The following is a 12091-nucleotide window of genomic DNA, read 5'->3' as shown; positions in this document are numbered from 1 at the left end:
GGGCGGCGGCCTCACCGACTGCCGAGTGGAGCCTGCATGATCGCACTGCGCCAAGTTTCCCTGCAACGCGGCACCCAGCCCCTGCTGGAGGGGGCCGACCTGACCCTGCACGCCGGCCACAAGGCGGGGATCGTCGGGCCCAACGGCGCGGGCAAGTCCAGCCTGTTCAAGCTGCTGCTCGGCGAGCTCGCCCCGGACAAGGGCGAGCTGGAGATGAGCGGCGGCCAGCGCATCGCCCACATGGACCAGGAGGTGGAGGCCCTTGACCGCTCCATCGTCGGCTACGTGCTCGATGGCGACCGCGAGCTGCGCCGCACCGAGACGGCCCTCGAGCAGGCGCGTCAGCGCGAAGACGCCCACCGCGAGGCCGAACTGCACGGCGCCATCGAGGCGCTGGACGGCTACAGCGCCCCGGCCCGCGCCGCCCAGCTGCTGGTGGGACTGGGCTTCTACCAGGCCGATCTGGATCGGCCGCTGTCGGCCTTCTCCGGCGGCTGGCGCATGCGCGTCAACCTGGCGCGCACGCTGTTCAAGCCCTCCGACCTGCTGCTGCTCGACGAGCCCACCAACCACCTGGACCTGGATGCGCTCCTGTGGCTCGAGCAGTGGCTCACCCGCTATCCCGGTACCCTGCTGCTGATCTCCCACGATCGCGACTTCCTCGACGCGGTGTGCGACCACATCGTGCACTTCGATCGCCAGTCGCTGGTGATCTATCGCGGCAACTACTCCACCTTCGAGCGGACCCGCGCCGAGAAGCTGGCCCTGCAGCAGGCCGAGGCCGCCAAGCAGCAGGCTCGCCGCGAGGAGATCGAGCGCTTCGTGACGCGCTTTCGCGCCAAGGCGAGCAAGGCGCGCGCCGCCCAGAGCCGCTTGAAGATGCTCGAGCGCATGGGCGATATCGCCGTGGCCCACGCCGACTCGCCCTTCCACTTCACCATTCCCTCGGCCGATCGCTCCTCCCACCCGCTGCTGGTGCTCGACGAGGCGCGCCTGGGCTACCGTCACGCCGACGGCCGCGAGACGGTGCAGCTCGACGACGTCAAGGTGACCCTGCTGCCGGGCCAGCGCATCGGCCTGCTGGGCCCCAACGGGGCCGGCAAGTCGACGCTGATCAAGTCGCTGACCGGCGACCTGCCGCTGCTGGCCGGGCGCCGGGTGCCTGGCGAGCACCTGGCGATTGGCTACTTCGCCCAGCACCAGCTGGAGGGGCTGGATCTTGCCTCCACGCCGTTCCAGCACGTGCAGCGCCTGTCGCCCACCGCGGCGGATCTGGACATCCGCAAGTTCCTGGGTGGCTTCGGGTTCCAAGGCGATGACGTCTTCGCCGAGGTGGGGCGCTTCTCCGGCGGCGAGAAGGCGCGCCTGGCGCTCTCCCTGGTGGCCTGGCAGAAGCCCAACCTGCTTCTGCTCGACGAGCCCACCAACCACCTGGACCTGGAGATGCGCGAGGCGCTCACCGAGGCGTTGGCGAGCTTCGAGGGCACGGTGATCATCGTCTCCCACGATCGCCACCTGCTGCGCGCCACCGTCGACGAGTTCTGGCGCGTGGCCGACCACGGCGTTGCGCCCTTCGACGGTGACCTGGAGGACTACCGCGCCTGGCTCAAGAGCCGCCTGGAAGGGGAGCGCCGGGAGGCCCGGGCCGACAAGGCCGAGCGTCAGGTCGAGGGGGGTGCCCCCCGGGAGGATCGCAAGGCGTCGCGTCGCGCGGCCGCGGAGCTGCGCGAGAAACTGCGTCCGCTCAAGCGCGATCGTGATCGGGCCGAGAAGGCCATGGAGAAGGTCCAGGCCGAGCTCGTTGGCGTCGAGGAGGGCCTCGGTGAGGCCGCGCTCTATACCGATCCGACGAGAAAGGACGAACTCACCGAGCGGCTGGGGCGCCAGGGCGAGCTCAAGTCGCGACTCGAGGAGCTGGAGCAGGCCTGGATCGACGCCGAGGAGGCGCTGGAGGCCGCAGAGGCGGAGCTCAACGGCGCCTGATGCCGGCGCTCACGGGCGCGTTCAGCCCTCCAGCAGGAAGGTGACCGGTCCGTCGTTGATCAGCGAGACCTGCATGTCGGCGGCGAATTCGCCGCTTTCCACCGTCGGCCAGGCCGCCCTGGCCCGGTCGAGCAGGTAGTGAAAGAGGCGCTCGCCCTCGGCGGGCGGGGCGGCACTGGAGAAGCTCGGCCTGAGCCCCTTGCGGGTATCGGCGGCCAGGGTGAACTGGGAGACCAGCAGCAGTCCTCCCTCGGCCTGCTGCAGATTGAGGTTCATCTTGCCGGCCGCGTCGGCGAAGACCCGGTAGTGCAGCAGCTTGTGCAGCAGCCTGTCGGCCGAGGCCTCGTCATCGCCCTTCTCGACGCCCACCAGGGCCAGCAGCCCCGGGCCGATGGCGCCCACCTCACGCTCGTCCACCTCTACGCTGGCGCGTCGCACGCGCTGAATCAGGGCCTTCATCGGGCGAGCTCTCCTGGCTGATGTCTCGGGCGGTCAAGCCTAGCACGGCGGCTGGCTGGATGGCCGCCCTCAGCGTCCCAGCAGGTCGTCCCGGAAATCGTCCCCCAGCGGATCGTCGCCCAGCCAGATGCCGAACAGCGCGCTGGCAAGCGCCTGGTCGCCGCCTGAATAGAGTGGCTCGCCGTTCAGGGCAAGGGTCAGGGCCTCGCCGTCCCAGCCCAGGGCGTAGCGGTCGCCGGGACTGACGTCGCGATAGCGGTCGTTGAAGGCGGAGAGGCTCGACTCGAGGCGGGCGAATTCGCTGCCGGGCAGGGCCTTCTGGATGCGCTCACGGGTCACCTCGGCGAAGTCCCCGGCCTCGATGGCGTGGAAGTATTCCAGCTCCAGGCGGCGCGGCACTTCGGACTGCGGGGCCGGGCGAGGGTAGCCGGCGGCCTGGTAGTAGGCGCCGGCGTAGGCATCCCAGATCATGTAGCGAAAGAGGCCGTGGCCGATGCGCTCATAGCGGCGCTCGTCGACTTCCAGCGTGGCGGCAAAGCGGGCGCCCTCGACCTCGACGGGCTCCTTTTCGGCGGGCCTACTCTCGGCCGAGGCGGCCGCAGCGGGCAGCGCGATCACCAGGGCGGTGAGCAGTAGGCGGCCGCGGGTGCAGGACAGGAACATGGACGAACCTCACGCTTCGGGGTGTGGCTTGTACAGACACTATAATCGCGTGCAGGTTCTGTGTAGATGCGCTTGACCCATGAGAGGGACGGCCCTCCAGATGGACGACCCGCTACCAGGCGCGACAGAGCATGATGTCGCAGTGGGGCTCCGAGAGCAGACGCTCGGTGATCTGGCTCTGGCGGCCCAGCTGCCCGCGGCTGCCCAGCGCGAGCAGGTCCGGCGGCTGGCGCCGCAGGCGCGTCATCAACACCTCCAGGGGATCGCCCTGTTCGAGCACCAGCTCGAGCTCCGGCACGTCGTCGAGCTCGCCCATCAGCTGTTCGGTCTCGCGCTCCAGCTGGGTGCGCAGCCGCTCCACCTCGCGGTCGCGCCAGCGGGCGTAGTCGCCGTTCGAGCCCAGCTCGCGTTCGCCGGGAATGTCCCAGGCATGCAGCAGGGTCAGTCGTGCCTCGGGGAAGCGCTTGAGCGTCTCGCGCAGGGTGTGCCGCGAGGTCAGCGAGAAGTCCACCGGCACCAGGATGTCGTGCCACGCCTGGGTCGCCAGGTGGCTGACCGAGAGCACCGGGCAGGGGGCGCTGCGAAGCACTCGGGCCAGGGTGGTGCCGGCCACCAGGTCGGGCTGCCCGCGCTTGCGATGGGCGCCCAGGATGATCAGGTCGGCCTGGCGCTCGTGGGCCTCGCGGATGATCTCGGCATAGGGGGCGCCGGCCATGGTCTGGATCAGGCTCGACGGCTCGGGTAGCGCATAGTCCTCACGCAGGTCGGTGAGGGTCGCGCGGATGTCCGCCACCACGGCGGCCTCCAGGTCGTGGAGGACGCGGCGCGGCAGATAGGGGTCGAGCACATGGATGATGTCGAGGCGGGCGCCGCTCTCCACCGCCAGGCGCACGGCACGAGCGAAGGCGGCGCGGTTCTCGGCGGAGAGATCGCTGGCGAACAGCAGGGTCTGGCTCATGATGACTCCCTCCCGGACAGGAAGATCTCGATGGCACCGCTCTCAGCATGGGTGGCACCGGGGGAGGGCGCAAGGCCGCCCGCCTACCACCAGGCGTGGAAGTGATGCACCGGGCCGTGCCCCTGGCCCACGGCGAGGCGATGGCTCTGCTCGAGCGCGCGGGACAGCCAGGCCTTGGCGGCAGCCACCGCCTCGGGCAAGGCATCGCCCAGGGCCAGGCGCGCGGTGATTGCCGAGGAGAGCGTGCAGCCGGTGCCGTGCAGGTTGCCGGTGTCGATACGCGGCCCTTCCAGCCACTCGAGGGTATCGGCGGTGATCAGCAGGTCCGGGCAGGCCTCGCCGCGCAGGTGGCCGCCCTTGAGCAGCACCGCGCCGGCGCTCAGCTCGCGCAGCGTGGGCGCCATCGCCTGCATGCCGGCGCGGTCGGTGGGCACCGGGCAATCGAGCAGCACCGCCGCCTCCGGCAGGTTCGGGGTGATCAGGTCGGCCAGCGGCACCAGGCAGTCGCGCACCGCGGCGATGCCGGCGTCGTCGACCAGGGTATCGCCGCTCTTGGCCACCATCACCGGGTCGAGCACCACCCAGCGCGGCCGCCGGGCGGTGAGGCTGTCGCGGATCGTCTCGGCCACCTCTCGGCTGGCCACCATGCCGACCTTCACCGCGTCGATGGCGATGTCGTCGAGCAGGGTGTCGAGCTGGGCGGCGATGAACGCGGCCGGCACCGGATGCACCCCGGTGACGCCGCGGGTGTTCTGCGCGGTCAGGGCGGTGATCACGCTGGTACCATAGCTGCCCAGGGCCGAGAAGGTCTTGAGATCGGCCTGGATGCCGGCGCCGCCGCCGGGGTCGGAGCCGGCGATGGTCAGGGTATTGGGGATCGAACGGGGGGTGGCCATCAGCGTCTTGTCATTGCTTTCGAAGGGGACCGATAGCCTACTGCAGGGAGGGGGCCCGGTGCCATGCTGATGCTGTTTCTGGTGGCGCTGGCCAGCGCCACCCTGCTGCCCGGTGGCTCCGAGGTGTGGCTGGCGCGACTCTGGTGCCAGGGCGAGCCGGGATGGTGGCTGTGGGGCGTGGCGAGCGTCGGCAATACCCTCGGCAGCCTCGTCAACGTGGGCCTGGGGCGCTATGCGCGCCACTTCCAGGATCGCCGCTGGTTTCCGGTCTCGCGGGGAGGGCTCGAGCGCGCCGAGCGCTGGTACCTGCGCTTCGGCGAGTGGAGCCTGCTGGCGGCCTGGGCGCCGCTCATCGGCGACCCGCTCACCGTGCTGGCGGGTATCCTGCGCCTGCCCTGGTGGCGGGCGATCCTGCTGATCGCCGTGGCCAAGGGCGCCCGCTACGCCCTGGTGCTGTGGCTCGCCGAGGCCTGGCTGGCCCCGCTATGCGCTTGAGTGCGCGGCCGACAACGACGAGGGGCCGCCCGCAGGCGGCCCCTTGGTATTGCACGCCACGTTAGTGGCGTGGCACCGGCGCGATCACTCGCTGGTGGTGTCGCCCTCCGGGTTGCGGGCGTTGTAGTAGGCCTGCTCGGAGATGGCGTGATAGTTCACGACCTTCTCCTGGAAGGCCTCGTAGGAGTCGTAGATCTTCTGCGCCATCTCGCTGGACTCGGCGAGCTCGGCGACCACGTCGGCGGAGTGCTCCTGGGCCTTTGCCAGCACGTCGTCCGGCAGGCGACGCAGCTCCACCTCGTGCTCGTTGACCAGGGTCTCGAGGGCGTCGTTGTTGCGCGCGGTGTACTCGTCGAGCACGTCGGCGTTCACGTCACGCACCGCGGTGCGCAGGATCGCCTGCAGGTCGGCGGGCAGCGCGGCCATGGCCTCCTCGTTGACGATCGCCTCGAACATCACGGTCGGCTCGTGCCAGCCGGGGTAGTAGTAGTACTCGGCGGCCTGGTGCAGGCCGAAGGCCAGGTCGTTGTAGGGGCCGATCCACTCGGTGGCGTCGATGGCGCCGGACTGCAGGGAGGTGAAGATCTCGCCGCCCGGCATGTTGACGATGGCCACGCCCATGCGGTTCATCACCTCGCCGCCGAGGCCCGGCATGCGCATCTTCAGGCCGTCCAGATCGTCGACGGAGGTGATCTCCTTGTTGTACCAGCCGCCCATCTGCACGCCCGAGGCGCCGGCCGCCATGACGTCGACGCCGAAGTCGTCATACAGCTCGTTCCACAGCTCCAGGCCGCCGCCGTGATGCAGCCAGGCGTTCATCTCCTGGGCGTTCATGCCGAAGGGCACGGCGGCGAAGAACTGCGCCGCCGGTGCCTTGCCCTTCCAGTAGTAGGAGGCGGAGTGACCCAGCTCGGCGGTGCCGCCGGAGACGGCGTCGAAGACCTCAAAGCCCGGCACCAGCTGGCCGGCCCCGAACACCTCGATGGTCAGGCGGCCGTCGGACATCTCATCGACCAGCTTGGCGAGACGCTCGGGCCCCTGGCCCACGCCGGGGAAGTTCTTCGGCCAGGAGGTGACCATCTTCCACTCGAAGGTCTCCTGGGCCTGGGCGGTATTGTCGATGCTGGAGACCAGCAGCAGGCCGGATGCGCCGGCGCTCATGGCCACGGCCATGGCGAGTGATCTGAGTTTCATACGGTGCCTCTCGTGTTGTGGGACTTGGTGTCGAGACGCCCCAGGGGGCGGTTGGCGATAGGGTGTCGGGGCGTGCCCGCCGTGAACGGCGCGGGCGCCGTGTCAGGACGCTGGCACTATAGCGAATCGGGTGGCCTTGGCTGCTAACTCTCAGTCCACGCTCGGTGTCAGGCGGCACCGCGCCCGGGCCCGGCCCGGGCGAACGTGCTGCTAGAACTGGTCCGGCAGCCAGGTGGCGAGCCCGGGGAAGAAGGCCAGGGCCAGCAGCATGGCCAGCTGCAGCACGATGAACGGCATGACGCCCTTGTAGATCGCCGAGGTGGGCACCGAGTCCGGCGCCACGCCGCGCAGGTAGAAGAGCGCGAAGCCGAAGGGCGGCGTGAGGAAGGAGGTCTGCAGGTTGATGGCGATCATGATGCCGAGCCAGATGGGATCGAGGCCCATGGCCAGCAGGATCGGCCCGACGATCGGCACCACCACGAAGGTGATCTCGATGAAGTCGAGGATGAAGCCGAGCAGGAAGATCACCAGCATCACGATCAGCGTCGCCCCGACCACGCCGCCGGGCATGCCCTCGAAGACCTCGGTCACCAGCTCCTCGCCGCCGTAGGCGCGGAACACCAGCGAGAACAGCGCCGCGCCGATCAGGATCATGAATACCATGGTGGTGACGTGGGTGGTGGAGCGCAGTACCTCCTTGAGGGTGGCGAGATCCAGGCGGCGGTAGGCCAGGGCCAGCATCAGCGCGCCGAAGGCGCCCACGGCCGAGGCCTCGGTGGGGGTGGCGAAGCCGCCGAGGATCGAGCCCAGCACGATCACGATCAGTACGATGGGCGGTACCAGGCCCTTGAGCAGCAGCAGGCCGAGGCCGCCCTCGTGGCCGAGCTCCTCCATCAGCTCACGGCGATCGACGGCCGGCGCGGCGCTGGGCTTCCACCAGGCGATCACGGCAACATAGGCGATATAGAACACCACCAGCACCAGGCCGGGGATCAGGGCGCCCATGAACAGATCACCCACCGAGACCGTCTTGGGGCTGAAAATGCCCATGGAGAGCTGGGCCTGCTGATAGGCCGAGGAGAGCACGTCGCCCAGCAGCACCAGGGCGATGGAGGGCGGGATGATCTGCCCCAGGGTGCCGGTGGCGCAGATGGTGCCGGTGGCCAGCGGCACGCTGTAGCCGCGCTTGAGCATGGTCGGCAGCGACATCAGGCCCATGGTGACCACGGTGGCGCCGACGATGCCGGTAGAGGCCGCCAGCAGCATGCCGACCAGGGTCACCGAGATGCCCAGACCCCCACGCAGCGAGCCGAACAGCAGGGCCATGGCCTCGAGCAGGGTCTCGGCGACCTTGGACTTCTCCAGCAGCACGCCCATCAGCACGAACAGCGGTACCGCCAGCAGCGTCTGGTTGGTCATGATGCCGTAGAGGCGGTTGGGGAAGGCGCCCAGGTAGCCGGCATCAAAGTGGGCATCGATGCCCAGCGACTCGAGCCCGAGGCCCAGCCCGGCGAAGGCCAGCGCGGTGCCGGCGAGCGACAGCGCGACCGGGTAGCCGGCCATCAGCACCAGGCAGATGACGATGAAGAGGATCAGCGGCATGAATTCCAGCATCACAGGTGCTCCTCGTGGGGCTCGTCGTCATGGGTAGCGGGAAGGCGTCCGGTCATCACGTAGACGTTCTTCACCGCCTCGACCAGGGCCTGGAGGATCATCAGGCCGGCAAACAGCGGGATCAGCGTCTTGAGCAGGAAGACCCCGGGGATGCCGCCGGAGTCGGGCGAGCCCTCGAGGATCGCCCAGGACTTGCCGACGTAACCGAGGCTCGACAGGATCACGAAGCCCATTACCGGCAGCAGCAAAAAGAGGGTGCCGGCGAGGTCGACCAGCGCCTTGCGCTTCGGCGTCATCCCCCTATAGAAGATGTCCACCCGCACATGGCCGTCGTGCTTGAGGGTGTAGGCGGCGGCCAGCATGAACACCGCGGCGTGCATGTACATCACCGACTCCTGCATGGGGATGCTGTTGACGCTGAAGGCGTAGCGCAGCACCACGATCAGGAACTGGATGAGCATCATCAAAAGGATTAGCCAGGAGAGGCTGTTGCCGAGCCGCTCCGAGGCGCGGTCGAGCCAGGCGATGAAGCCCGGCAGCTCGCGGGATTGGGCCATGGGGGGTCTCGCTGTGTCGGACTGAGCGTAGGAAAAGGCCGGATGGTCGCACACGGGAGGCGTGCTTACCGTCGCGGCGACCAACGCTGACTATACGTTACCGACCCGAGGAGCGTCAGTGTCGTCTGCGCTCGCTCGTCTGCCGGCCGGCGGCCAGGCAGCTGGTCAGGCAGGCATCGGGCAGCCGCACGTCCACGGCGATCGGCAGGTGATCCGAGAAGAGGTGCTCGAGCACCCGCACCTCGTCCGCCTGTAGCGAGTCGGAGAGCAGGATGTGGTCCAGGGCGCGGCGCGGCTGCCAGGAGGGGTAGCTGAGCGGCGGGCGCACCGGATGCAACGGCAGCGAGGCGCGGAAGCGCTCGTGGCCGTGCAGCTGGTCCGGGGTGCAGTTGAGATCGCCCATCACCACCACGTGGCGCAGCGGGCGGATGATCTCGCTGAGGTAGTCGAGCTGGCGCACCCGGCCGCGATGGCTCAGCGCCAGGTGGGCGACGAACAGATGCAGGGCGTCGGGCCCCTCGCCGTAGCGGACGTGGATGGCCCCGCGGCCGGGCAGGGTGCCGGGCAGGCGGTGCTCCTCGATCCGCGACGGCGTCAGTCGCGAGAGCAGCCCGTTGCTGTGCTGGGCGATGCGACCCAGGTTGCGGTTGAGCTGCTGGAAATGGTGGGGAAAGCCGGCGTGCGTGGCGAGGTATTCCACCTGGTTGATGTGGCTCGAGCGGAAGCTTCCGCCGTCGGCCTCCTGGAGGCCGACGATGTCGAAGCGGCCGAGCACCTCGCCGATCATGTTCAGACGCTGCAGCCGTTTGGGGTGCGGCAGGAAGTGCTGCCAGCTGCGCGTCAGGTAGTGGTGGTAGGCCGAGGTCTGTATGCCCACCTGCAGGTTGAAGGTGAGCAGCTTCAGGTGGCCGCCGTCGAGCAGCCGTGTCCTTGCCTCGGCCAGCTGGGGCATCTCAGTCAGCACGCTCCTCGCGGACCTTGTCGACCAGCGCGCCGGCGATCTGCGGCATGTTGCCGAGGCTGCCGGCGGTGCTCGGCGAGACCAGGTAGCGGCCGTCGATGATCAGCGCCGGCACGCCCATCAGCTGCATCTGGCGCATGCGGGCGTGGGCCTGGTTCACCTGGCTCTTCACGCCGAAGGAGGCCAGCGCCTCGCGGGCCTCTTGCTCGCTGACGCCGTAGTCGCTGAAGAAGGCGGCGATGTCGTCTTCCGAGGCCAGGCGGCGGCCCTCCTCGTGGATGGCGTGGAAGAAATCCTCGTGGAGCTCGTCGAGGATCCCCAGCTGCTCGGCGGCATAGTAGGCGAAGGCGTGGGTGTTCCAGGTGCCACCCATGGTGGCCGGCATGCGCTGGAAGGCCACGTCCTCGGGCTGCTCGGCGACCCAGGCGTTGAGCGGGTCTTCCAGGTCGTAGCAGTGCGGGCAGCCGTACCAGAAGGCCTCGGTCACCGCGACCTGACCGTCCTCGACCCGCGTCTCCACCGGGTTCTCGAGCACGGTGTAGTGCTCGCCCTCGACGAGGGGGGCGGCGGATACCAGGGATGACAGGCCAAGGCCGGCCAGGGCAACCATCAGGGTCTTCAGCATGGGGGCTCTCCTTGAGTGCAACACCTTGAATGAAACAGGATTTGGGTGCCTGTGGGCGACACGCCGCTGGCTTTGATGCCCCGTCGGCGTCCGGGTTCCCCGCAGACGCCGAGGGCGGCCCCAGGCCGCCCTCGAAGTACCGGTGCCCGGCTCGCCGGGCCGGGGCTCAGTGCAGGCCGCGCACGTAGTTGGACACGGCGTCCATGTCCCTATCGCTCATCTTGGCGGCGATGCTGCGCATGATGGCGGCGGGGTCGTTCGCGCGCTCGCCGGCGGCGAAGTCCTGCAGGGTGGAGACCAGGTAATCATGCTTCTGGCCGGAGAGCGCCGGGTAGACCGCCGAGCCGATGCCCTCGCCGGTCGGGCTGTGGCAGGCCGAGCAGGCCGGGATGCCCTTGGCCATGTTGCCGGCACGGTAGAGCTCGCGGCCGCGCTCGATCAGCACCTCGTCATCCTCGGCCTGGCCCAGGGCCGGGTCCATCTCGGCGAAGTACTTGGCCACGTCCCAGGCGTCCTGGTCGGAGTAGTTGTCCACCTGGCCGGCCATCTGGGCCACCATGCGGTTGCCGTCGCGGATGTCCATGATCTGCTTGGCCAGGTAGGAGGCCTGCTGTCCGGCCAGGTTGGGGAAGGCGCCGGAAGGGCTGATGCCCTGCTGGCCATGACAGGCGGCGCAGGCCTGCGCCTTGTCTCGACCGGCCGCCGCATCGGCGTCCGCTTGAAGGTCCGCATGGGCCACGCCGACCGCGCCCATGGTGATTGCCAGGCTTGCCAGTAGCTTTCTCATCGCAGTTCCACTATCCCGTTACGTTGTTGGCCGGTACGTACCCCGGGTGCCGCCCGGGTTGGATCCGGGTGCCCTGTGGCCGGTCGTCGCCGACGCGGTGGTCGGTCGCTGGCGGCCGAAGCACGGTGGTATACTGACGCGCCCCGGGTCGCAGACAAAGACACTGCATTATAACGGAACACCCGAGCCGCGGGAATGCAAGCCGTGGCGCCCTTGATCAACGTCAGGATTCTCCCGCATGTCGCGACTCAACTCTCGCCTCAATTATCAGGCCGCTTGTTTCATCACTAGCGCTCCGACCCTGGCCAAGTGCCCGCCCGACAGCGGTGCCGAGGTGGCCTTCGCCGGCCGCTCCAATGCCGGCAAGTCCAGCGCCATCAATGCCCTGACCCGGCAGAAGGCGCTGGCCCGCACCTCCAAGACGCCGGGACGCACCCAGCTGATCAACTTCTTCGGGCTCGGCGAGGACAGCGATCGCCGGCTGGTCGACCTGCCGGGCTACGGCTATGCCAAGGTGCCGGAGCAGGTCAAGCTGGAGTGGCAGCGCCACCTCTCCGACTACCTGCGTCGGCGCGGCTCGCTACGCGGCCTGGTGCTGGTGATGGACGTGCGCCATCCGCTCTCGGAGTTCGACCAGACCCTGCTCGGCTGGGCCGACGAGGCCGACATGCCGGTGCATATCCTGCTGACCAAGGCCGACAAGCTGAAGAGCGGCGCAGCGAAGGGCGCCCTGCAGCAGGTGCGTTCGCGGCTGCACGAGTGGGAAGACCTGGTGAGCATCCAGCTGTTCTCCGCCCTCAAGAAGCAGGGCATCGAGGAGGTGCATGCGCGCCTCGACCAGTGGCTGCTCGATGCGCCGGTGCCCGCCGCCGACTGACGAGCGCTTCCCTCGAGCTCTG

Annotated in this window: 13 protein-coding genes; 3 read left to right on the top strand and 10 right to left on the bottom strand. The window is 69.0% G+C overall.

The genetic code is table 11. The annotated features are described in order from the left end of the window. The first annotated feature begins 36 nt into the window (after positions 1 to 36). Positions 37 to 1983, top strand: a complete 1947-nt coding sequence (locus RSO68_RS05915; protein WP_315585811.1) for an ATP-binding cassette domain-containing protein — start codon at positions 37 to 39, stop codon at positions 1981 to 1983. Positions 1984 to 2004: 21 nt separating this feature from the next. On the opposite strand, the gene dtd is transcribed toward RSO68_RS05915, so the two are convergent. The 4 genes from dtd to thiD form a co-directional block, all read right to left on the bottom strand. Continuing rightward, on the bottom strand, positions 2005 to 2442 hold the full coding sequence (gene dtd, locus RSO68_RS05910; protein ID WP_315585810.1) for a D-aminoacyl-tRNA deacylase: 438 nt from the start codon (positions 2440 to 2442) through the stop codon (positions 2005 to 2007). Positions 2443 to 2511: 69 nt separating this feature from the next. After that, positions 2512 to 3105: a chalcone isomerase family protein gene (locus RSO68_RS05905; protein ID WP_315585809.1), complete on the bottom strand. Its 594-nt coding sequence runs from the start codon at positions 3103 to 3105 to the stop codon at positions 2512 to 2514. Between the two features lie 112 nt (positions 3106 to 3217). Continuing rightward, on the bottom strand, positions 3218 to 4063 hold the full coding sequence (locus RSO68_RS05900) for a universal stress protein (protein ID WP_315585808.1): 846 nt from the start codon (positions 4061 to 4063) through the stop codon (positions 3218 to 3220). Between the two features lie 83 nt (positions 4064 to 4146). Continuing rightward, positions 4147 to 4959: a bifunctional hydroxymethylpyrimidine kinase/phosphomethylpyrimidine kinase gene (thiD, locus tag RSO68_RS05895; protein WP_315585807.1), complete on the bottom strand. Its 813-nt coding sequence runs from the start codon at positions 4957 to 4959 to the stop codon at positions 4147 to 4149. Positions 4960 to 5022: 63 nt separating this feature from the next. On the opposite strand from thiD, the gene RSO68_RS05890 reads away from it, so the two are divergent. Continuing rightward, entirely contained in the window at positions 5023 to 5454 is a 432-nt protein-coding gene (locus RSO68_RS05890) for a YqaA family protein (protein WP_089847669.1), read from the top strand. A gap of 84 nt (positions 5455 to 5538) precedes the next feature. On the opposite strand, the gene RSO68_RS05885 is transcribed toward RSO68_RS05890, so the two are convergent. The 6 genes from RSO68_RS05885 to RSO68_RS05860 all read right to left on the bottom strand — a co-directional run bounded on the left by RSO68_RS05885 (position 5539) and on the right by RSO68_RS05860 (position 11192). Beyond that, positions 5539 to 6648, bottom strand: coding sequence for a TRAP transporter substrate-binding protein (locus tag RSO68_RS05885; protein ID WP_315585806.1), 1110 nt, complete (start codon positions 6646 to 6648; stop codon positions 5539 to 5541). 210 nt (positions 6649 to 6858) lie between these two features. Beyond that, positions 6859 to 8262: a TRAP transporter large permease gene (locus RSO68_RS05880; RefSeq protein WP_315585805.1), complete on the bottom strand. Its 1404-nt coding sequence runs from the start codon at positions 8260 to 8262 to the stop codon at positions 6859 to 6861. Further along, positions 8262 to 8819, bottom strand: a complete 558-nt coding sequence (locus tag RSO68_RS05875; protein ID WP_315585804.1) for a TRAP transporter small permease subunit — start codon at positions 8817 to 8819, stop codon at positions 8262 to 8264. The genes RSO68_RS05880 and RSO68_RS05875 overlap by 1 nt, the downstream gene beginning before the upstream one ends. Positions 8820 to 8934: 115 nt before the next feature. Further along, positions 8935 to 9771 (bottom strand): endonuclease/exonuclease/phosphatase family protein, encoded by an 837-nt coding sequence (locus RSO68_RS05870; RefSeq protein ID WP_089847661.1) that lies wholly within the window; start codon positions 9769 to 9771, stop codon positions 8935 to 8937. Position 9772: 1 nt separating this feature from the next. Beyond that, positions 9773 to 10405 carry a thiol:disulfide interchange protein DsbA/DsbL gene (locus RSO68_RS05865; protein WP_315585802.1) on the bottom strand — a complete coding sequence of 211 codons (633 nt, stop codon included), beginning with the start codon at positions 10403 to 10405 and terminating at the stop codon, positions 9773 to 9775. Between the two features lie 166 nt (positions 10406 to 10571). After that, positions 10572 to 11192, bottom strand: a complete 621-nt coding sequence (locus RSO68_RS05860; RefSeq protein ID WP_315585801.1) for a c-type cytochrome — start codon at positions 11190 to 11192, stop codon at positions 10572 to 10574. Between the two features lie 238 nt (positions 11193 to 11430). On the opposite strand from RSO68_RS05860, the gene yihA reads away from it, so the two are divergent. After that, positions 11431 to 12069 carry a ribosome biogenesis GTP-binding protein YihA/YsxC gene (yihA, locus tag RSO68_RS05855; protein WP_089847658.1) on the top strand — a complete coding sequence of 213 codons (639 nt, stop codon included), beginning with the start codon at positions 11431 to 11433 and terminating at the stop codon, positions 12067 to 12069. The last annotated feature ends 22 nt before the right edge of the window (positions 12070 to 12091 follow it).

The organism is Halomonas saccharevitans (assembly GCF_032333995.1).
In the GTDB taxonomy this organism is placed as follows: domain Bacteria; phylum Pseudomonadota; class Gammaproteobacteria; order Pseudomonadales; family Halomonadaceae; genus Halomonas; species Halomonas saccharevitans.
The sequence above is the reverse complement of the archived record's forward strand: the minus strand, read 5'-3'. Positions and strand labels throughout refer to the sequence as shown.